Raw genomic sequence first — 21,465 nt, forward strand, 5'->3', positions numbered from 1 at the left:
CTGATGGCTGACCGGCGATTATCCCAGATCAGCCAGCCTCACGCCCCGCGATGCCCTGCCCGGCTCATTTTTTCTGCCAGGCGCCGGCAGCGTCCTGGTAATACCAGCCGGCGCGCGCCTTCTCGATCCAGCTCTTGGCGAAGGTGGCGCGGATCTGCGACTCCCACTCCGGGTGATTGTTGGCGTTGGCGATTTCCCGATACAGCGCGGCGCGGTCGCGGTTCTCGTCGGCCACCGTGGCGTTGGCCTGGGCGCGGGCGCTCAGCGGCACCTTGGCGGCATCGCGCATGGCGACCATGCCGTCGCGGGTGAAGCCCACCGCGCCGCTGTCGAGCAGCGAACCCAGGGTGCCCTGGAAGCGCGCATGCATGCGGGCGCGGATCGCCTCGGTGGCGCTGGTCTGGATGCGGATGTCGGGCACGTCCGCGGCCTGCGCGGCCGGGATCAGCAGGTCGAGCAGCATCGCCGACGGCTGGGCGCCATCGGCTGCGGGCTTGGGCGTCTTCGGCGCGGGCGCCGCAGGCGTCGCCTGGTCCAGCACGTTGCCGATGAACTGGTCGGCGGCCTTCTGCGCGGCCGCTTCGGGGAAGTAGACGTTGATCGTGACGCAGCCGACCAGCGTCACGGCCAGGGCGGTCAGGATGACGTAGAGGCGCTTGCGCATGGGGAACTCCCGCAGTGAGATGGATGGATGAGGCGGCGGAGCATGTCGCTCAGCGGATTTGCGGGGTTTCCCCGTGGACCGCGTCGTGCAGCCGCTGCACCAGGGTCGGCCAGTCGACCTGGGTCTGGTGGCCGATCACCTGCAGCCGCGGCAGGCCGCTGCCTTCGACGATAGTGTAGCCGCCGTCGTTAGCTTCCAGCCCGCTCATCCGGCAGACCGTGCCCTGCAACGTGCAATTGAGGCCGATGCGCTTGTAGCCGAAGGTCTTGAACAGTTTCAGCATGGCCCCCTGCAGGCCGGCGGCGATGCCACCGCCGCCGACGGAGGTGAGGTTGTTCACCGCACGCTGGCTGATCCGGCCGCCTTCGCCGGCCAGCAGGCTGGCGTTGAAGGCCACCGGGCTCCAGTTGACCAGGCGCAGGTCGTTGATCGAGCCATCCAGCGGGCCGGTGATGCTGCCGAAGTCGAACACGCTGGTGATCGCGGCCAGGTCCAGTTGCTTCAGCGCGATGTCGCCGGTCAGCACCGGCGTGGTGCCGAACGGCTGCTGCAACGACAGGCGGGTGATGTCGACGAAGCCGCCGAACAGGCTGGCCGACAGGCCGCCCCCCAGCTCGAAACGGTCGTCGACCCAGCGCAGCGAGGGAATCGCGCCGGCCAGCGTGCCGGGGAACGCCGGCCAGCCCATCGCCTGGCTGAAGGCGGCCATGTCGACGCCGGTCACCGTCATCGACGCGGCCAGGCGCTGGCCCTGCGCCGCGGCCGGACGCCAGTCCAGCTGGCTGATCTGCCACTGCCCGTGGAACACCGGGACCTGCAGCGGTTGCTGCAGGGCGAGCGTGCCGCCGCTGCTCTGCCAGCGCGAACGGGCGGCGCCGTTGGCCACCTGATAGAACTGCAGGCTGCGCCAGGCCAGCGTGGTGGCCGGGCGTTCGCCATCGCGCGCCCAGTCCAGCCCGCCCTGCAGGCCATCGACCGCCAGGCGGCCATCCGCATCGGCAAGGCTGATGCCGTCGGTGCTGAAGGCAAACGCCTGCGGACCGTCCGCCCGCAGATCGAGGCTGGCATTCAGCTGCCCGTTGATGCGCATGTCACGCAGGCCCAGCGTGCCGAGCCAGGCCTGGCCATAACGCTGGTAGGCGGCCGGAAAATTTGCGTGCAGGCGATCCAGCCGCAAGCTCTTCAACTCGCCCCTGGCGTCGAAAGCCAGCGCGCCGTCGAGCTGCAACGCGTCGGCATCGTTCACCCGCAGCCGGCTCAGTTCGAACCCGCCGCGCTGGGCGTCCGCGTGCAGACCCAGTTGCACCGGATGATCCGGCAGCTTCGCGTAGAGCGGTCCCAGCAGCAGTTCGCCGCCGCGCAGGCTGGCGTCCAGATCGATGCTGGCCGGACCGTTGGTGGTGTCCAGGCTGAAGCGGCCGCTGCCATTGAGTCCCTGCCCGGCCAGCGTGCCGGCGGGAGTGTCAAAACCCGTATCGGTGAGGGTGAACTCGCCGGACGACTGCAGGCCTTGGCCGCGCAGGTCCAGCGCCAGTTCCGCCTTGAGGCGACCCGCGGTGGTCTGCCCCGACCACACCGTGCCGAGCAGGCCCTGCAACCAGCCGGTGGGCAGGTTGTCCACGCTGATCTGGGCATGGGTGGGCTGGTCCAGCGGCAGCCAGGCGCTGGCATTCGCCTTGCCCTGCTGGATGTCGACCAGCAAGGTGTTGGCCGCCTCGCTGAGCTGCACATTGAACTGTGCGTCGCCGAGCGCCCCGCCGGGGGCGCCGGCCAGGCGCAGCTTGCCGTCCAGCGTCCAGCGCAGGCGGACGTCGCGTTGCAGGTTGCCGTCCACGCTCAGGCCCAGCCGGCGCCAGCCCATCGCGGGAATGTCGGCCTGGGCCGCGTCCAGCTGCAGATGCAGGCCGCCGTCGGCGTCCTCGCCGATGCGCAGCGTCACCGTCTGCAGGTGGATGCCCGGGGCGGTGATCGACTTCGCGCTCAGCAGCACGTCGGCCTGGGCAGGCAAGGCCCAGCCGAGTCCCAGCAGCAGGCAGCAACAGATCAGCAGATGGCTTGAAGTCGGACGCATGTCAGGCCATTCTGCCAAATCAAGATGAACGATATGGAATTCGTCATGCCCAGCCAACTTGCCGACACCGTTTGCGAACACGTCAATCTGTCCCGCTCGCTGCCCCGCCCACGCGTGCTGGTGGCCGATGACGATCCCGGCAGTTGCCGCTTCCTGTGCGATGGACTGGCCTCGATGGGCGCCGATGCGGAAGCCTGCATGGATGGCCAGGCAGCGCTGGCGCGGGCCGCTGCCGAATCATTCGACCTGCTGCTGCTGGACTGCCGCATGCCCGGCGCCGGCGCACTGCAGATCCTGCAGACGCTGCGCGACGACGTGCAGGCACGCTCGGCTGACAGCATCGCGGTGGCCACCAGCGCCGAACTGGCGCCCGGTGATCGCCAGTCGCTGCTGGACGCCGGTTTCAGCGAGGTGCTGCTGAAACCCTGCGGGCTGACCGAACTGCGCCAGGTGCTGGCGCTGATGCCGATGGACGACCGCAGCGCCAGCGTGCTGGACGACCAGGCTGCGCTGAGCACCACCGGCGACGCCACCACCATGCACGCCCTGCGCCTGCTGCTGCGCGACGAGCTGGCGCTGCTGTCGCGGGAACTGGACGCGCTGAGCCTCGACCGCGACAACTTCAGCGATCGCCTGCATCGACTGCGCTCTTCGTGCGGATTCTGCGGTGCCAGTGCCCTGTCCCGGCAGACCATGCTGCTGCAGCAACAGCTGCCGCGACGGGGCGTCAGCGCAGCCGCGCTGACCCGCTTCCGCCGCACCTTGCTTGCGACCCTGCAGGCGCTCGGCTAGTCGAGCCGTTCGGCAGGAGGCACCGCGGAATCCGGCCGGTTTCGCGACACCGCCATCGCCAGCACCCGCCAGGCGCGCAATTCGGCACCACCCAGATGGAAGCGGATCACCCGGCGGATCATGTCGCGCAATGCCTTGAGGCCGGCGGCGTCGGGCATGCGGTCCTGTTCCAGGGCCAGCAGGTCGCGGCCGAGGATGGCGTGCGGGCTGCTGGCCGCGCACCGCACGGCGCCCTGCTCGACCTCGTAGCGATAGCTCGCCTGCGGCTCCAGAAACTCACCCGTACCCGCATCGTGCGCCAGCTGCAGGCCATAGCCGGTCGCTTCCAGCAGGTCACGCTCGAACCGGCGCAATGTCCACGCCAGCGACGGCTCGGCGGCGAGTCGCTGCAGGGTCAGCGCATAGGCATCGAACAGCGGCGGCGAAGGGTCCTGCCGCCCGGTGAGGCGCACCACCAGTTCGTTGAGATACAGCCCGGCCAACCCGGCGTCGCCGCCCAGCCGCGTCGGCGTGCCCACCGTCTCGACCGCCGTCAGCGTGGCCATCTCGCCCCGCAGCAGAAGATCCATGCGCAGCGCCTGGAACGGCTCCAGCTGGGCCCGGCGCAACCGCGCACGCTCGCCGCGCACCCCGCGCGCCACCACGCCCAGCCGGCCATGCTCGCGGCTCAGGCACTCCAGCAACAGCGACGTCTCGCGGTAAGGCCGCGCATGCAGGACGTAAGCGGGTTGCTGTTCGATGCGCATGGGTCAAAAGCGGGGAACGGGGAACGGGGAACGGAAGAGCCGGAGTACAGCGTACGCTCATGTTCCCCGTTCCCTGTTCCCCGTTCCCTGCTCTCAATCCGTATATCCGAATTTCTTCAGCATGTTCTCGTCGTCGACCCAGCCCTCGCGCACCTTCACCCACAGCTTGAGGAACACCTTGCGCTCGAACATGCGCTCCATGTGGCGCCGGGCCGCGCTGCCGATCGCCTTGAGCTGGACGCCGCCGTTGCCAATCACGATCGCCTTCTGGCCATCGCGCTCGACCCAGATGATGGCGTGGATCTCGGCGATGCCGTCGGGGCGGTCGCTGAATTGCTCGATCTCCACCGTGGTGGCGTAGGGCAGCTCCTGGTCCAGCCGCAGCATCAGCTGCTCGCGGACCATTTCGGCGGCCAGGAAGCGTTCGCTGCGGTCGGTAATTTCGTCTTCGCCGAATACCGGTGGCTGCACCGGCAGGCGCTTGAGGATCGCCTGCTCCAGTTCCTTCAGCCCCTGCTTCTTCAGCGCACTGATGTAGTGGATCTCGTCGTAGCTGTGGGTGGCCACCAGCTCGGACACAAACGGCAGCATCACCGTCTTGTCCTTGTTGAGGTCGACCTTGTTGATCACCAGCAGGCGCGGCGAGGATTGCTCGACCAGCGCGGCGTAGAGCGCCTCGTCCTCGTCGGTGAAGCGGCCGGCCTCGATCACCTGCACCACCAGGTCGACGTCGCTGATCGCCGAGCGCGCGGCGCGGTTGAGGCTGCGGTTCATCGCCCGCTTGGCGCCGCGATGCAGGCCCGGCGTGTCGACGTACATGATCTGCCCGGCCTCGCTGGTGTTGATGCCCAGGATGCGGTGGCGGGTGGTCTGCGGGCGCGGGCTGATGATCGACAGGCGAAAGCCGATCAATGCGTTGAGCAGGGTCGACTTGCCCACGTTGGGACGCCCGGCCAGCGCCACCGTGCCGCAGCGGAAGTCGTCGTGCGGCAGGCTGCCGTCGGTGGGGTCCAGTGGGAGTTTCATGACTGAGGTACTCGGCGAGTCGGATGGCAAGTGTAGTGCTTCGCCGCCACCGGCACGTGGCGACTGGTGCAGGCCGGGACGGTCACTCTGGCGGTGCCCGGTTCCCGGCACCGCGGAAGCGTCGGATTCAGGAGGAGCGCTGCTGCTCCAGCAACTGGCTCAGCACCAGTTCTGCCGCGTCCTGCTCGGCGGCGCGGCGATTGCCGCCATGCGCTTCGGCGACGAAGGCCATCGGCTCGGTGATCGCGCAGCTGACGTCGAAGGTCTTGGCGTGGTCCTCGCCGTGGCTGGCCACCAGTTCGTAGTGCGGCAACGGCAGGCCCTTGGCCTGCAGCCATTCCTGCAGCCGCGTCTTGGCGTCTTTCGATGAACGCCGCAGCGCGGCGATGCGTTCGGCGAACAGGCCACGCACGGCGTCGCGGCAGGCGTCGAAACCGCCATCGAGGTAGACCGCGGCGATGGTCGCCTCGAACGCATCGGCGAGGATCGATTCACGGCGGAAACCACCGCTCTTCAGCTCGCCCGGACCCAGTTGCAGGCCTTCGCCCAGCTCCAGCTCACGAGCCACCACGGCCAGCGCCTGGCCATTGACCAGTTGGGCGCGAAGACGCGAAAGCTCGCCCTCGCTGGCCTTGGGGTGCGCCTCGTACAGCATCTCGGCGATGATCGCGCCGAGCAGCGCATCGCCGAGAAATTCCAGCCGCTCGTTGTTCGGTTTGCCGATGCTGCGGTGGGTCAGCGCCAGCCGCGCCAGCGCCGGATCACGGAAACGGTAGTTCAGTTCCAAAAGTTACTCGCCCACATTGCCCTGCAGCGCAAGGCTCTTGTCGAAGTGCAGCAGGAAGGAGATGTTGTACATGAACGGGATCTCCTTGTCGTAGGCGACCCGCAGCTGGCTCGCGCCACCGGCGTCCTTCTTGATGGTGATGTCTTCCGGGCGCACCACGGCATCGTCGACGTACTGGAAATCCATCTTGCGCAGCAGGTCGCGACGGATCTCGTCCAGCGACTTGCCGTTGGTCCCTTCGCTGGCGACCTGCTCCATCGCCTTGACCACGCCACCGTACTCGGAATACGACGGCACCAGTTTCATCGCCATGTAGGCCAGGAAACCGAACACGGCCAGAATGAACAGGAATCCGATCAGGGTGACGCCGGTCTGCTTCGATTTCATAGTCCCCTCGCTACGCCGCTTCGAACGGCTTGCCTTGCAATGGATGGTGATGAGCTGGATGGAAGTCCGGCCGCCCCGCGCCGGCGTGCCGATTATGCCTGCAGATTCGCGTGCCGGTGACGATGGCGTGTGCAGGGCTTCGATCCGGTCACGCTTTGGCCGGCCGGGCTCCGCCGGCCGGTCGCATCAATGGATGACCGTGCCGATCCGCGAGAAATCCACCCCGCCGGTGCCCCAGCCCTTCCAGCTCATCCAGATCAGGAACGCCTTGCCGGCCAGGTTCTGCTCCGGCATGCAGCCCCACCAGCGGCTGTCCAGGCTGTCGTTGCGGTTGTCGCCCATCACCAGGTAGCAACCGGCCGGCACCTTGGACGGCACGCGGTCGTTGGGGATGGAATTGGGCGTGTTGTAGGCGGGCATGCGCGCGATCATGTGGTTGAGCTTGCCCAGGTGTTCGGTCCACACCGTGGCGCCCATGTTCAGCATGGTCTCGTCGACGGTGCGCTGGGGATTGCCCACGTAGGGGCCGATCTCGTCCGCCGTGACGCGCTGGCCGTTCACCAGCAGCTCGTCGCCATGCACCTCGATGCTGTCGCCGGGCAGGCCGATGACGCGCTTGATCCAGTTCTGCGACGGCACCTTGGCATGCGGATCGGCGCAGCTCATGTCACCGCTGCGCACCAGCTTGCCGCCATCCCGGCACAGGTAGCCCGGAAAGCGGAACACCACCACGTCGCCCCGCTTCGGCTCGCCCAGGCTCACGAACTTGTCGTTGAACGCCGGCATGCGCAAGCCGTAGGCGAACTTGTTGACCAGGATGAAGTCGCCCACGTCCAGGGTCGGCATCATCGAGCCGGACGGAATCCGGAACGGCTCGGCCACGAACGAGCGCAGCACCAGCACCACCAGCACCACCGGGAACAGCGAGCGCGACCAGTCCACCACCGCCGGCTCGTGGTACTCCTCGCCCGCCGCGTCCAGCTGCGCCTTGCGCTTCTTGTACAGGAACAGGCGGTCCAACCCCCAGACCACGCCGAACAGCACGGTCAGGCCAAGCAGAATCGCCGAAAAATCAAAATCCATGTGGGGCTCCTATGGAGCCGGGAATTCCCGATTCCCGGCCGAAATCATTTGTCCACTCTGAGTACGGCGAGGAAGGCTTCCTGGGGGATTTCCACCCGGCCCACCTGTTTCATGCGCTTCTTGCCTTCCTTCTGCTTCTCCAGCAACTTCTTCTTGCGGCTGACGTCGCCACCGTAGCACTTGGCCAGGACGTTCTTGCGCAACGCCTTGACGGTGGAACGGGCGATGATCTGCGCGCCGATCGCGGCCTGGATGGCCACGTCGAACTGCTGGCGCGGGATCAGGTCCTTCATCCGCTCGACCAGGTCGCGGCCGCGGCGGTCGGCATGGCTGCGATGCACGATCAGGCTCAGCGCATCGACGCGATCGCCGTTGATCAGCACGTCGGTGCGCACGAACGGACCGGCCTCGAAGCGGTCGAAGTGGTAGTCCATCGAGGCGTAGCCGCGCGAGACGGATTTCAGGCGGTCGAAGAAGTCCATCACCACCTCGGCCAGCGGCATCTCGTAGCTGATCTGCACCTGGCTGGCCAGGTACTGGATCGAGCGCTGCACGCCCCGCTTTTCCTCGCACAGGGTGATCACGTTGCCGATGTAGTCCGGCGGCGTGAGGATGTTGGCGATGATGATCGGCTCGCGGATCTCCGCCACCAGGCTGGTGTTGGTCGGCAGTTTGGCCGGGTTGTCCAGCAACATGGTGGTGCCGTCGCTTTTCAGGATCTCGTAGACCACGGTGGGCGCGGTGGTGATCAGGTCAAGGTCGTATTCGCGCTCCAGCCGCTCCTGCACGATCTCCATGTGCAGCATGCCGAGGAAGCCACAGCGGAAGCCGAAGCCCATCGCCTCGGACGACTCCGGCTCGAAGAACAGCGCGGCATCGTTGAGGCGCAGCTTGTCCAGCGCCTCGCGCATCGCCGGATAGTCGTCCGACGACACCGGGAACAGGCCGGCGAACACCCGCGGCTGCATGTGCTGGAAGCCGGGCAGCGCCTTGTCGGCCGGCTTGCCGGCATGGGTCAGCGTGTCGCCGACCGGCGCGCCGTGCACGTCCTTGATCGAGGCGTTGATCCAGCCCACCTCGCCCGCGCCGAGCTTGTCCAGCTTCTTGCGCTTGGGGGTGAACACGCCGACGTCGCCCACTTCGTGGGTGCGCCCGGTGGACATCACCAGCAGCTTGTCGCCGGACTTGATCTCGCCCTGCATCACGCGCACCAGCGACACCACGCCCAGGTAGTTGTCGAACCAGGAGTCGATGATCAGCGCCTGCAGCCGGTCGGTGTCGCGCGGCTGCGGCGGCGGGATGCGGGCGACGATCGCCTCCAGCACCTCGACCACGTTCAGTCCGGTCTTGGCGCTGATTGCCACCGCGTCGGTGGCGTCCACGCCGATCACCGCCTCGATTTCGAGTTTCACTTTTTCGACGTCGGCGGTCGGCAGGTCGATCTTGTTCAGCACCGGCACCACTTCCAGGCCCATCTCCACCGCGGTGTAGCAGTTGGCCACCGACTGCGCCTCGACACCCTGGGCGGCGTCCACCACCAGCAGCGCGCCCTCGCAGGCCGCCAGCGAACGGCTGACCTCATAGGAGAAGTCCACGTGTCCGGGAGTGTCGATGAAGTTCAGCTGATAGGTCTTGCCGTTGCGCGCCTTGTACGGCAGCGACACCGACTGCGCCTTGATCGTGATGCCGCGTTCGCGCTCGATCGGATTGTTGTCCAGCACCTGCGCTTCCATCTCGCGGTCGGCCAGGCCGCCACAGATCTGGATGATGCGATCGGCCAGGGTGGACTTGCCGTGATCGATATGGGCAATGATGGAGAAGTTGCGGATCAATTCCATGGAGCGCAGGCGGCCTGTGGTCGAGCTGGGGCTGGGCACCACGCGATGGCGTGGCGGCGCTGCCGCGAGGCAACGCTAACCCGGCATTATCGCATGGGATCGCCGCCGTCAGGCGATCGGGCAAGCGGCGTCACCCCGCCCCGGGATGACGCCGGTCAATGGTGGCCGGCCCGTGCCCGCCGAACCGGCCACCGGTGCATCAACGATCCGCCGGCACCGTGAGCCCCACGAAATTGCTCTGCTCGCCCCGGCGCACCAGCAACAGCACCGTGCTGCCCGCCTTCACGCTCTTCGTGGCGGCCTCGAACTCGGCCACGCTGCCGACCTTCTGCTGGTTGACCATGGTGATCACGTCGCCTGCACGCAAGCCGGCCTGCGCCGCGACCGGGCCGGTGATGTCGTCGATCACCACGCCCTGCCCCGCCTTCAGTCCCAGCTGGCTGCGCGTGTCGCTGTCGATCGATTGCACGGTCAGGCCCAGCGCAGCCGAACCGGCCTGGCTGGACGACGGCGCCGAAGCCAGGTTGTTGACCGCGTTGCGATCACGCTTGGCCTCGCTGATGGTCACGTCGAGCGTCTGCTTCTTGCCGTTGCGCAGGATTTCCACCGGCACCTTGCTGCCCGGCTTGGTCATGCCGACCAGCGGTGGCAGGTCCGACGCCTGCTGCAGTGGCTGGCCGTTGTAGCTCAGGATGATGTCGCCAGGCTGGATACCGGCCTTGGCCGCGCCACTGTCCGGACTGACGTCGACCACCGCGGCACCCGCGCCATTGTCGAGCTTGAACGCCTTGATGATGTCGTCATCGACTGGCTGCATGGTCACGCCCAGCATGCCGCGCGAGACGTAACCCTTGGACTTGAGCTGCTGCACGGCGCTCATCGCCACATCGATGGGAATCGAGAACGACACGCCGAGATAGTCGCCGGTGTTGGAATAGATCTGCGAGTTGACGCCCACCACGCGGCCCTGCAGGTCGAACAGCGGACCACCGGAATTGCCCCGGTTGATCGGCACGTCGGTCTGGATGAAGGAGGTATACGGCTGGTCACGCTGGCCCAGATTGCGCCCCACGGCGCTGACGATGCCCTGGGTCACCGTGTAGTCGAAGCCGAACGGCGAACCGATCGCCAGCACCCACTGGCCCGGCTTCAGGCTGCGCGAATCGCCCAGCTCCACCGCCGGCAGATCGCCACCGGCATCGACCTTGAGCAGGGCGATGTCGTAGGTCGGGTCGGTGCCGATCACTTTCGCGGTCAGCGTGCGCCGGTCCTGCAGACGCACGGTGACCTTGTCCGCGTGATCGACCACGTGGTTGTTGGTGAGGATGTAGCCGTCACGGGAAATGATGAAGCCCGAACCCAGCGAGGTGTGCTTCTGCTGCTGCGGCGAGGGCATCATCGGCATGCCGAAGATGCGGCGCAGGATCTCGGCTTGCGGATCATCGGGCCCGCCCTGGCCGGGCATCATCCGCGTACCGCGCCCGCCATAACTGTCGGGTTGTTCGCCGGTGTACTTCGCTTCCACGTGGACGACGGCCGGCGCGTTCTTCTGCACGATGCCGGTGAAATCCGGCAAGGCCGCCGCGCCGCCCGGTGCCTGCGCCTGCACCACGCCGACACTGGCGACGCCCAGCAAGGCGCAGCACGCCAGGCTGCGCAGGATGGAATGATTCATGGCTCCTCCTCAGGTTGACTCAAGCCGGACCGGCCTGAAATGGACTGGATGGTTCCGAAATGATTCCCGGCAAGCTACCGAGGCCCGCGCATTCCGCAGGCCATTCCGCGCACGGCAGCGGCCGGCCCTTGCGGAACCCGGATGGTGGCGTGCATCGAAAACGGGCCGCGGGAACAACACGCGGACCCGAGCTATTGCGCGACGGCGGACGCCCTGCGCGACGCGTCGTCCGGCGCGGAGACCCGCTGCTGCTCCGGATCGAGCAGCAACAGGTAGCTGCCGTCGTTGTTTTCCAGCGTGCGGTAACGCGGCATCGACGGGTAGCCCGACAGCCGCCGTGCATAGTTCGACGGGCTCTGCCCGAACGGCGAGCCCAGCGTGGCCGAGGCCTGCTGGCTGAGCAAGCCAGCCGAATTGCCGCTGAGCCACGGCGGCACGGCCGCGGGCGCGGTCGGCTTGGCAGCCGCGGCCAAGCTGGTGACGGGGCTGGTCTGGCTGGTATTGGCCGAGGCAGTGACCTGTTCCAGCTCACTGCTCGAGCGCGGCTGGCCGACCATCAACGCGGCGGCGGCCACGCTGGCGGCGATCGCGCCACCCGCGGACCAGCGCAACCAGTGATGACGCCGGGCGGGAGCCACGGTGACCGCGGCCGCTTCCTGCTCGATCGCGCGCATCACGCGGTCGGCAAAGCCGGCGCTGGCGACGGCCGGGAATTCCCGGCGCAGGCTGTCGCGCGCCACGTGGTAAGGAGACCAGGCGGCCTGCAGGGAGGCATCGTGGTCGAGACGGCGCAGCAGGAACCGCAGCTGCTCCTTCGACAATTCGCCATCGATGCCCGCGGAAAGACTTTCCCGTGTGTCCTGATTCATGCCTGCCTGATTCATGTCTGATCCTCGCGGTCCGACAAAAGTGGCCGCAGTTTTTCGTCGATCGCCTCGCGTGCCCGAAAGATGCGCGAACGCACCGTACCGATCGGGCAGCCCATTGCTTCGGCGATTTCATCGTAGCTGAGACCATCCACTTCGCGCAGCGTGATGGCGGTCCGCAGTTCTTCGGGCAACGCTTGGACAGTGGAAAACACGGATTGTTCAATTTCCTGGCGCATCAGCTCGCGCTCGGGCGTGGCGCTGTCGTGCATGCGCTCGGCGCCGGCCATGAACTCGGCGTCGTCGGCGTCGATGTCACCCGAAGGCGGCCGACGTCCCATCGCCACCAGGTGATTCTTGGCGGTGTTCACCGCGATCTTGTACAGCCAGGTGTAGAAGGCGCTGTCGCCCCGGAACGAGCCGATGGCCCGCCAGGCGCGGATGAAGGACTCCTGGGCGATGTCCTCGCATTCGGCATGGCTGCGCACGTAGCGCGAGACCAGCCCGATCACCTTGTGCTGGTACTTGCGCACCAGCAGGTCGAAGGCCCGCCTGTCTCCCTGCTGGACACGCTCGACCAGCGCGCGATCCAGTTCGTTTTCGCCCATCCGGGCCGTATCCGTCGTCAATGCCGTCATCCGCTGCGGGAGCTTGTTTTGAACTGAACGCGGCGCTCAGACCACGGCCCGGCGCCCTAGTTCACCTGGAACATGAAGTAGCAGGCCCCACCTTAACGCACAGCCCGTTGGCTGGTTGTCATGCCGGATGCGCCACCCCGACCCGTGACGGGTATCGGTCAGTAATGGGGGCGCTGGCAGTCCACTCAAGCCAGCTCGGCCGCGCGCCCTTCCAGCAGGCGCTGCCGTTCGGCCAGCAGCTTGTCGAAGCTGATCGGCGGCAGCGGGCGGCAGAACAGGTAACCCTGCAGCTCGTCGCAGCCGTTCGTGCGCAGGAACTGCAGGTGCTGCTCGATCTCCACGCCCTCGGCCACCACCGCCCGGTTCAGCCGATGCGCCATCTCGATGGTGGCCCGCACGATCGCCTCGTCATCCGGGTCCACCCCGATGTTGCGCACGAAGCTCTGGTCGATCTTGATGCGGTCGGCGGGGAGCCGGCGCAGGTAATCCAGCGACGCGGCGCCGGTGCCGAAATCGTCGATCGCGATATGGCAGCCCAGCCGGTGCAGCGCGTTGAGGTTCTCGACCAGGTTGGGCGCTTCCTTGATGCTGATGCTTTCGGTGACTTCCATTTCCAGCAGGGTCGGGTCCAGCCCGGTATCGCGCAGCACGGCCGCGACCGTGTCCAGCAGGTGCGGCTCCATCAACTGCACCGCCGACAGGTTCACACCCAGGCGCAGGCGCAGGCCGTAACGCTGCTCCCACTCTTTCGCCTGGCGGCAGGCCGTGCGCATCACCCATTCGCCGATCGAGACGATCAGACCGGTCTCCTCGGCCAGCGGGATGAACACCGCCGGGCTGATCATGCCCAGTTCGGGATGTTCCCAGCGCACCAGCGCTTCCATCCCCACGATGTCCTCGGTCTCGGTGTTCACCTGCGGCTGATAGACCACCCGCAGCTCGCCATTGCCCTCGGCGTGGCGCAGGCGGGTCTTCAGCGCCATGCCATGCTGCTGGGCATATTCCGGGCTGATCTCGTAGATCTGGAAGGTGTTGCGGCCCTGGTGCTTGGCCGCGTACATCGCCTCGTCCGCGTGCTTGAGCAGGGTCGCCGCGTCGCCGGCGTCGTCCGGGAAGAAGCTCAACCCCATCGACGCGGTCACCTGCAACTCGGTGCCGTCCTCCAGGTACAGCGGCGTCTCCATCACCTGCACGATCTTCTCGGCCACCCGCATCACGTCGTCGTTCTTGACGATGTGCCGCAGCACGATGGTGAACTCGTCGCCGGCGTAGCGCGCCACCGTATCGGAGGCGCGGATGCTGCCGCACAGGCGCTGGGTGACCGTGCGCAATACCTGGTCGCCGGCCGCGTGGCCGTAGGTGTCGTTGATCGCCTTGAAGCGATCGAGGTCGACGAACAGCACGGCGAAGCACTCGCCGTTGCGGGTGGCCTCGCGGATGATCGTTTCCAGTCGATCGTTGAACAACAGGCGGTTGGGCAGGCCGGTCAGGGCGTCGACGAGGCCTTCGGCGCGGCCCTGCTCGCGGGTGCGGCCCAGCTCCAGCATCTGGGCGAAGCGCGCGACCGCGCAGCGCAACACCGGTTCGATGATGCTCATCTCGCCGAAGCCGCGGCGCGTGCCCGCGAGCATCGCGCCCAGCACGGTATGCCTTTCGTCGTACAGCGGAAGTCCGGCGAAGCCGGCCAGTTCGAGCTGTTGCAGCAGCGGGTCGATCGGCGCCAGGCGCTTGGCATCGGTGCGGTACAGGATCGACTTGCCGGCCAGCACCAGTTGCAGCGAACTCTGCAATTGCGCCGGCGGCCAGGCCACATCCTCGCCACTCCACAACTGCAGCATCTGGTTGGGCGCTTCCGCCCCTTCGTGCCGGGCCGACCAGACAGCCAGGTAGTCCAGCCCCAGCTCGTCGAACAGCAGGCGTCCGGCAGCGCTCTGGGCGTCGACGCCGCTGGTCGAGGCAAAAATGCGCGACAGCAATGACAACGCCGCCTCGGCCCGGAGGTCGGCGCGATCGCTGCGGAACATCAGCGCCAGCGCGTCACGCCCGGCATGCCGGATGCGCCGCACGCTGGCCTGGCCGGTGTCCGCGCCTTGCGCCGACTTGCGCTGGCACGGGTACCAGTTGCGGTTGGCCTCGGTCAGCACCTGGCTGATCGCGATGCCTTCGAAGCGCAACACCTGGGCCAGCGGCAGGCCCTGCCACTGGTCGACGTGGATGCGGCTGTGCCTGCCCACGGTGGGACTGACTTCAAGCAAGCGGCCGCTCTGCGCGTCGACGATCAGCCATTCGCCTTCGCCTTCCTCGAAGGTGAAACGGTAGCCATCGGGCTCGACCATCGCTTCGGGCACAGGCGGCAGCACACGCGCACGCATGCCTTCCGGCGCCAGCGAACGCCGCCAGCGGGGAATGAGTTCGTCGGAGATGTTCCAGGCGGAAAGCCAGTCGGCGATGCCGGGCGGAAGGTCCGCTGGCCCGAAGGTCGCCTCGTCCGCCAGCACCACGATCAACGGCGTTTCGGCCGCACCGGGCAGGTGTCGCAGTTGTTCGCAGGCGTGGCGTGCCTGCTGCGCGTCGCCGGCCAGCACGATCACCAGCAACTGCAGGGGCGGCAACGGCGGCCGCCCCTCGAGCAGGATGGCCGCGTGCGGGACATCGCGCGCACTGTAGATCTGCGGGTAACCCGCCTGGTCGAGTGCGTCGAACAGGTTGCGCCGCAGTTCGCGCTGCGCTGCGACCACCAGGATGCCGGAGTTCATCGTGTCCTCGCCTCAGACCAGCCAGCGGCCGTCACGCAGGCGCAGGCGCCGGGGCTGGCTGTCCTGGCTGCCGATATGCGTCGCCAGGTCGCCCAGGTGCTCGGTCAGCGCGGCGGGTGCGTCGATCAGGACCACCCGGCGCAGATGCCCCTTGGGGGCGCGCGCCAGCTGGCGCAGCAGGGTGCCGTCCATCGCCGACAGCGGCAGCTCGAGTCCGAGCAGGAAGTACACACCGAAATGCATGCTCTGCTGCATGTAGCGCAGCGCATTGCCCAGCCGCTGGCAATCCGGCACGCGCACGTGGGCGTCGCGCAGGCTGCCCAGTCCGGTATCGGGCTGCCACAGGTAGACGGCTTGGCCGGTGTGCCGCGCGATCGCGCGAAACTGATCGATCAGGGCGTGCACGTCCTGGCTGTCCAGCACCACCAGGCCGCTGGGTGCGGCCAGGATGCGTTCGAAGATCTCGTTGCCGGCTTGCACGGGAACGGAGGCGATTGTCGAATTCATTGCGTCCCCGTGCGGCGGCGGTGAAGCCATGGAGTCAGCCAACCCGCGACTGCCTGGATGAATGATGGGAACGAGCCCGCTGGTTGCCACGTTGACCGGAGTGCGTCGGATCATCCCTGTCCCTGCCCATTCGCCGGTCGTCCCGTGACCTGCACAGCCGTAGCCCGTAGCAACCTCGGTGCCAACGGATGATGGCCGATTTCACACCGGCACCGGCGCACGGTCAAGCAGATGTGTCACATCTCGCAATCATGGCGTCGGGACGGTATGGTTCAGGCCTCCTCCACCACACCGTATCGACCCATGTTCGAAGGACTGCGCTTCAACCACTGGAAGACCAGCGAAAGCGAGGATGGCATCGTCACGCTGACCCTGGATCGCGCCAACAGCAGCGTCAACGCGATTTCCCGCGCGGTGCTGGACGAACTGGAGCAGATCGTCGAGCGCCTGGCCATCGAGAAGCCGGCCGGTGTGGTGATCCACTCGACCAAGGCCTCGGGGTTTGCCGTGGGCGCCGACATCAAGGAATTCGTCGAGTACGCGAAACACGACACGGTGCTGGAGAACATCGAGCACGGCCAGCGCGTCTACGAGGCACTGGCCCGCCTGCCCTGTCCCACCGTGGCTGCCGTGCACGGCGCCTGCATGGGCGGCGGCACCGAGCTGATCCTGGCCTGCCGCCAGCGCATCGCCGTCGACGACGAGAAAACGCGGATCGCCCTGCCCGAAGTGATGCTGGGCATCCACCCGGGCTGGGGCGGCACCGCGCGCCTGCCGCGCCTGATCGGCGCCACCGAGGCGCTGCCGGTGATGCTGACCGGCAAGGCCCTGTCGGCAAAGCGTGCCCTGGGCCTGGGCGTGGTCGACCGGCTGGCACATCCGGACGAGCTGCTGAGCGAGGCACGCCTGCTGCTGCGCCGCCCCGCGACTCGGCCGTTCGCTCGCCGCGCCAGGGCCTGGGCCACCAATACCTGGCTGGCCCGGCAGATCCTGGCGCCGATCGTGCTGAAGCAGACCGCGGCCAAGGTGCGCAAGGAGCACTACCCCGCGCCGTTCGCGATGATCGAGGTGTGGAAGCGTGGCGGTTCCGGCATCAGCCAGCGGCTGAAACTCGAGGCACGCTCGGTGGCGAAGCTGGCGACCACGCCGACGGCGCAGAACCTGATCCGGATTTTCTTCCTGCAGGAACGCCTGAAGGGCCAGGGCGCCGGCGCCGACGCGCAGATCAGGCACGTGCATGTGGTCGGTGCCGGCGTGATGGGCGGCGACATTGCCGCCTGGGCTGCGTTCAAGGGCTTCGAGGTGACCCTGCAGGATCGCGAGATGAAGTTCATCCAGCCGGCGCTGGATCGTGCCCGCACCCTGTACGAGAAGAAGCTGAAGTCCGCCGACAAGGTCGAGGCGGCGATGCAGCGCCTGCGCGCCGATGTCGACGGCAGCGGCGTGGAGGCGGCCGACCTGGCCATCGAGGCGATCTACGAGAACGCCGAGGCCAAGGAGGCGTTGTACGCCACCATCGAGCCCCAGTTCCAGGCGGACGAGATTCTCGCCAGCAACACCTCCAGCATCCCGCTGGACGAGCTGCGCAAGAACCTGGCCGCGCCGCAGCGCTTCCTGGGCCTGCACTTCTTCAATCCGGTGGCGCAGATGCCGCTGGTGGAAGTGGTGCGGCATGACCGGCTCGATCCGCTGATCGAGAAACGCGCGCTGGCATTCTGCAAGGCCATCGGCAAGTTGCCGGTGGCGGTCAAGGGCACGCCGGGGTTCCTGGTCAACCGCATCCTGATGCCCTACCTGCTGGAAGCGCTGCGCCTGTACAGCGAAGGCGTGCCCGGCCCGGTGCTGGACCGCGTGGCGAAGAAGTTCGGCATGCCGATGGGGCCGATCGAACTGGCCGACACCGTCGGCCTGGACGTATGCGCATCGGTCGGCCGCGAACTGGCGCCGTTCCTCGGGCTGGAGTTGCCGCCGGGGCTGGACGACAAGCTGGAGGCCGGCAAGCGCGGCAAGAAGGATGGCCAGGGCCTGTATGTCTGGCAGGACGGCAAGCCGCAGAAACCCGAAGTACCCCAGGACTACGTGACGCCACCCGACCTGGCCGACCGGATGATCCTGCCGATGGTCAACGAGGCGATCGCCTGCCTTGCCGATGGCGTGGTGGATGATGCCGACCTGCTGGATGCCGGCGTGATCTTCGGCACCGGTTTCGCGCCGTTCCGGGGCGGCCCGATCCAGTACACGCGCAGCGAAGGCGCCGACAAGCTCAAGGCAAGGCTAGAGGAGTTGGCGCAGCGCCATGGCGACCGCTTCAAGCCGAAGAAAGGCTGGGACGATCCGACGCTGGCGCAAGGCGGCTTCGAACTGCCAGCTTCCCCCAGCCACTGAACCTGAGATACCGCGTCACGTTCACAAGAGAGCCCGGCGTGCCGGGCTCTCTGTCATGAGCTCATGCCGCCATCACCACATCAGGTCGTCCGGTACGCCATCGTCACCGATGCCGGACGCCGCCGGGTCGACCAGCAAGGCCAGCTGGTGCGCGTCGATGGCGCGGACCTGCTCGGCAATCTCGCGCGCCACCAGCAGATAACGACCACCGTGCTGGACCACGCCCAGCTCGCCGGCATTCAGCGCGGCAAGCTGCGGGGCATCCACATGCACCCGGCGGATCTTGCCGCCGTACTCGAAATTGCGCGGCTGGTCGGCATCGGCCTTGTTCAGCGCCTTGCCATCCAGCAACTGCTGGATCTTCTGCTTGCGCTCGCGGCGCAGCCGGGCCTGTTCGGCCGCCTCCTGCTCGATCTGCTTGCGCTCCCGCGTCTCGGTTTGCGCGCGCAACGCATAAGCCCTGGCCAGGTCGATGTCCTGCTGGCTGCGGCCGGCCGCAGGCGGCTGCGGCTTGGCGCCAGGCTTGCCACCGGGCTTGCCGCCGTGGCGCGCCGGCTTGCCGGGCGACGACGCCCGCTTCGGCTCGCGGGGACGTTCGGGTTGAACCTGTTTGACGATGCCGCTCTTGAGCAGCTGATCGCGCAGGGAATCGGCCATGCGGTTATTCCGTGATCGTTGGATACAAGTTTTCGGTCAGTAATGCGGCGGCGGTGGTTCGTCGTGCGCGTCGCTGCCCTGGGCGACCCGCATCGATGCCATTTCGCCGCGCAGATCGCGCAACGCGCGCTCCAGCGCAGCGATCCGCTGCGACTGGTCGGCGTCCGCCGTGGTCAATGCCTGGACGGCTTCGTCGATGAAGGTCAGCTTGACCTCCATCTCGTCCAGCCGCTGCTCGAACATCGTGCGCTGGTCGTTCATGGCGATGACTGCAGGCTGCGCCCGCGCCCGATGCCGTAGTAGGCCAGACCGGCCTCTTCCACCACCGCCGGATCGTACAGATTGCGGCCGTCGAAGATCGCCGGTTCGGCCAGCGCCCCGCGGACGGCGGCGAAGTCCGGGCTGCGGAATGCCTTCCACTCGGTGACCACGGCCAGCACGTCGGCACCCTGCACGGCTTCCATGGCGTCGCCGCACAACATCAGGTCCGCGCGATCGCCATACAGGCGCTGCGTTTCCGCGCGCGCTTCCGGGTCGAACGCACGTACGCTGGCACCCGCTTCCCACAGCAGCTCCATCAGCCGCCGGCTGGAAGCCTCGCGCATGTCGTCGGTGTTGGGCTTGAACGCCAGCCCCCACAGCGCGATCGTGCGGCCCGCCAGCTGGCCATCGAAGTGGCGCGAGATCAGCTCGAACAGCTTGCCCTTCTGCTGCCGGTTGACCGCCTCGACCGCGCCCAGCAGCCGGGCGTCATAGCCGTACGCATGGGCGGTGCGCTCCAGCGCCTGCACGTCCTTGGGAAAACACGAACCGCCGTAGCCGGCGCCCGGGTAGATGAAGCTGTAACCGATGCGCGGGTCCGAGCCGATGCCCTGGCGCACCAGTTCCACGTCGGCGCCCACCCGCTCGGCGATGTTCGCGATCTCGTTCATGAAACTGATCTTGGTGGCCAGCATCGCGTTGGCGGCGTACTTGGTCAGCTCGGCCGAACGCTCGTCCATCACCACCATGCGATCGTGGTTGCGATTGAACGGCGCGTACAGCTTGCGCAACACCGCCACCGCCCGTGCACTGGACGTGCCCACCACGATGCGGTCCGGGCGCAGGCAGTCTTCCACCGCGGCGCCTTCCTTGAGGAACTCCGGGTTGGAGACCACGTCGAATTCCACCGTCGCGTTGCGCGCCTTCAATTCACCAGCCACCGCCTCGCGCACCCGATCGGCGGTGCCGACCGGCACGGTCGACTTGTTCACCACCACGGCGTAGTGATCCAGGTGGCGGCCAATGGTGCGGGCCACGGCCTGCACGTATTGCAGGTCGGCGCTGCCATCCTCGTCCGGCGGCGTGCCCACGGCGATGAAGATCAATTCGGCATGCGCGATCGCCGGCGCCGCGTCGGTGGTGAAATCGAGCCGGCCGCCGGCATGGTTGCGGCGCACGATCGCCTCGAGTCCGGGTTCGAAGATCGGGATCTCGCCGTGCTTCAGGCGCTCGACCTTGCCCGCATCGATATCCACGCAAACCACCTTGTTGCCCATTTCCGCCAGGCAGGCACCGGTGACCAGGCCGACATAGCCGGTACCGAAGATAGTGACATTCATCATCGTGGTGACGATTCCCGCAAAAGTTGGACGTCCATTCTAACCGCCGCCGCGACCGCTTCGATCCGGTCACCGCGATTCCCGCAAACGCGAAGGGGCGCGAATCGCTTCGCGCCCCTTCGTGAAACTTGCGCCGGAGTCGCCTCCGGCAACTGCTTCGTGATGCTTACTTGCCGCCCGGAGCGGCGCCTGCCGGCGTCGGACCCGTCTTGACCAGGGTCACGTCGAAGATCAGCGTGGCGTTCGGCGGCATCGGCGGCTGCGGCTCGGCGCCGTAAGCCAGCGAGGACGGGATGAACAGCTTGTAATGACCACCGGTCTGCATCAGCTGCAGGCCCTCGCGGAAGCCCGGGATCACGCCAGCCAGCGGAATCTTGGCGGCGCCCGGCGGGTTGTGCTTGGCCGAGGCATCGAACACCTGGCCATTGATGAAGGTACCGGTGTAGTTGATCTCGACCGTGTCGTTCGGACCCGGGCGGGCGCCCGTGCCCTGGCTGATCACCTGGTACTGCAGGCCCGACGCGGTCGTCTTCACGCCCGGCGCGCTCTTGTTCTTGGCCAGGAAGGCGTCGCCTTCGGCCTTGTTCTTGGCCGCCAGCTTGGTCATCTCGGCCTGGTACTTGGCCTGGATCTTGGCCATGAAGGCGTCGTGCACCTGCTTGGCCTCGGTATCGCTCATGGTCGGCTTCTGGCCGGACAGCGCCGCCTTCACCGCGTTGGCCACGGCGGTCGGATCCAGTTCGTCGCGCATGATCGGCGGAACCTGGGAAGCAATTTCCCAACCCACAACGTAGCTGGCCTTGGCCTTGTCGACGGTGCCGGCAGCGCCAGTCGTCTGGGCGGCAACGGAGGCCGTCATGCCCAGCGCAACGGCCATCGCGGCCGCCGTCAGCGTGGGACGCAGAAAGTGCTTCATTCGTAACTCCCTCATGTATGGATGTGCCGACACTGCCGGCCGGGCCCCCCCGATGGAGGCAGGCCTCGCA

At 67.2% G+C, this 21,465-nt stretch carries 19 protein-coding genes; 2 read left to right on the plus strand and 17 right to left on the minus strand.

The genetic code is table 11. The annotated features are described in order from the left end of the window. Positions 1 to 64: 64 nt before the first annotated feature. On the minus strand, positions 65 to 664 hold the full coding sequence (locus AC3A56_RS00355; RefSeq protein WP_056718934.1) for a YdbL family probable chaperone protein: 600 nt from the start codon (positions 662 to 664) through the stop codon (positions 65 to 67). A 49-nt stretch (positions 665 to 713) separates the two neighbouring features. Further along, complete coding sequence (locus tag AC3A56_RS00360; RefSeq protein WP_487768971.1) at positions 714 to 2,735, minus strand: hypothetical protein; 2,022 nt, start codon at positions 2,733 to 2,735, stop codon at positions 714 to 716. A 45-nt stretch (positions 2,736 to 2,780) separates the two neighbouring features. On the opposite strand from AC3A56_RS00360, the gene AC3A56_RS00365 reads away from it, so the two are divergent. Further along, on the plus strand, positions 2,781 to 3,527 hold the full coding sequence (locus AC3A56_RS00365) for a response regulator (RefSeq protein ID WP_487768972.1): 747 nt from the start codon (positions 2,781 to 2,783) through the stop codon (positions 3,525 to 3,527). Here the strand turns inward: AC3A56_RS00365 and recO are convergent. From recO to AC3A56_RS00420, 11 genes are all read right to left on the minus strand, one after another. Beyond that, positions 3,524 to 4,273, minus strand: coding sequence for a DNA repair protein RecO (gene recO, locus AC3A56_RS00370; RefSeq protein ID WP_056718929.1), 750 nt, complete (start codon positions 4,271 to 4,273; stop codon positions 3,524 to 3,526). The two genes, AC3A56_RS00365 and recO, sit on opposite strands and share 4 nt — an antisense overlap. Before the next feature lie 93 nt (positions 4,274 to 4,366). Continuing rightward, positions 4,367 to 5,299 (minus strand): GTPase Era, encoded by a 933-nt coding sequence (era, locus tag AC3A56_RS00375; protein WP_056718927.1) that lies wholly within the window; start codon positions 5,297 to 5,299, stop codon positions 4,367 to 4,369. A 127-nt stretch (positions 5,300 to 5,426) separates the two neighbouring features. Continuing rightward, positions 5,427 to 6,086 (minus strand): ribonuclease III, encoded by a 660-nt coding sequence (rnc, locus tag AC3A56_RS00380; RefSeq protein ID WP_056718925.1) that lies wholly within the window; start codon positions 6,084 to 6,086, stop codon positions 5,427 to 5,429. A gap of 3 nt (positions 6,087 to 6,089) precedes the next feature. Continuing rightward, a complete protein-coding gene (locus tag AC3A56_RS00385; protein WP_204111179.1) occupies positions 6,090 to 6,473 on the minus strand; it encodes a DUF4845 domain-containing protein in 384 nt (127 codons plus the stop codon). A 186-nt stretch (positions 6,474 to 6,659) separates the two neighbouring features. Further along, positions 6,660 to 7,556 (minus strand): signal peptidase I, encoded by an 897-nt coding sequence (gene lepB / locus AC3A56_RS00390; RefSeq protein ID WP_487768973.1) that lies wholly within the window; start codon positions 7,554 to 7,556, stop codon positions 6,660 to 6,662. Between the two features lie 44 nt (positions 7,557 to 7,600). Beyond that, positions 7,601 to 9,394: a translation elongation factor 4 gene (gene lepA, locus AC3A56_RS00395; RefSeq protein ID WP_056719174.1), complete on the minus strand. Its 1,794-nt coding sequence runs from the start codon at positions 9,392 to 9,394 to the stop codon at positions 7,601 to 7,603. Between the two features lie 199 nt (positions 9,395 to 9,593). Beyond that, positions 9,594 to 11,069 carry a Do family serine endopeptidase gene (locus AC3A56_RS00400; RefSeq protein WP_487768974.1) on the minus strand — a complete coding sequence of 492 codons (1,476 nt, stop codon included), beginning with the start codon at positions 11,067 to 11,069 and terminating at the stop codon, positions 9,594 to 9,596. Positions 11,070 to 11,260: 191 nt separating this feature from the next. After that, complete coding sequence (locus AC3A56_RS00405) at positions 11,261 to 11,953, minus strand: sigma-E factor negative regulatory protein (RefSeq protein ID WP_487768975.1); 693 nt, start codon at positions 11,951 to 11,953, stop codon at positions 11,261 to 11,263. After that, the gene (gene rpoE / locus AC3A56_RS00410) at positions 11,950 to 12,543 is read right to left on the minus strand and encodes an RNA polymerase sigma factor RpoE (protein ID WP_007805322.1); all 594 of its coding nucleotides are present in this window, start codon (positions 12,541 to 12,543) and stop codon (positions 11,950 to 11,952) included. Before rpoE ends, AC3A56_RS00405 begins: the two co-directional genes overlap by 4 nt. Before the next feature lie 215 nt (positions 12,544 to 12,758). Next, positions 12,759 to 15,329, minus strand: a complete 2,571-nt coding sequence (locus tag AC3A56_RS00415) for a putative bifunctional diguanylate cyclase/phosphodiesterase (RefSeq protein ID WP_056718915.1) — start codon at positions 15,327 to 15,329, stop codon at positions 12,759 to 12,761. A gap of 12 nt (positions 15,330 to 15,341) precedes the next feature. Continuing rightward, complete coding sequence (locus tag AC3A56_RS00420) at positions 15,342 to 15,836, minus strand: hypothetical protein (protein WP_056718912.1); 495 nt, start codon at positions 15,834 to 15,836, stop codon at positions 15,342 to 15,344. 303 nt (positions 15,837 to 16,139) lie between these two features. Here AC3A56_RS00420 and AC3A56_RS00425 point away from each other — a divergent pair, with 303 nt between their 5' ends. Then, a complete protein-coding gene (locus AC3A56_RS00425; protein WP_487768976.1) occupies positions 16,140 to 18,221 on the plus strand; it encodes a 3-hydroxyacyl-CoA dehydrogenase NAD-binding domain-containing protein in 2,082 nt (693 codons plus the stop codon). 72 nt (positions 18,222 to 18,293) lie between these two features. Here AC3A56_RS00425 and AC3A56_RS00430 read toward each other — a convergent pair whose 3' ends face one another. From AC3A56_RS00430 to AC3A56_RS00445, 4 genes are all read right to left on the minus strand, one after another. Beyond that, positions 18,294 to 18,878 (minus strand): DUF2058 domain-containing protein, encoded by a 585-nt coding sequence (locus AC3A56_RS00430; protein WP_056718907.1) that lies wholly within the window; start codon positions 18,876 to 18,878, stop codon positions 18,294 to 18,296. Between the two features lie 36 nt (positions 18,879 to 18,914). After that, entirely contained in the window at positions 18,915 to 19,139 is a 225-nt protein-coding gene (locus AC3A56_RS00435; RefSeq protein WP_487768977.1) for a SlyX family protein, read from the minus strand. Further along, positions 19,136 to 20,479: a UDP-glucose dehydrogenase family protein gene (locus tag AC3A56_RS00440; protein ID WP_487769616.1), complete on the minus strand. Its 1,344-nt coding sequence runs from the start codon at positions 20,477 to 20,479 to the stop codon at positions 19,136 to 19,138. The genes AC3A56_RS00435 and AC3A56_RS00440 overlap by 4 nt, the downstream gene beginning before the upstream one ends. Before the next feature lie 166 nt (positions 20,480 to 20,645). Beyond that, complete coding sequence (locus tag AC3A56_RS00445) at positions 20,646 to 21,395, minus strand: FKBP-type peptidyl-prolyl cis-trans isomerase (protein WP_056718905.1); 750 nt, start codon at positions 21,393 to 21,395, stop codon at positions 20,646 to 20,648. Between the last annotated feature and the right edge of the window lie 70 nt (positions 21,396 to 21,465).

This window comes from Rhodanobacter sp. Soil_C_14 (assembly GCF_057657335.1).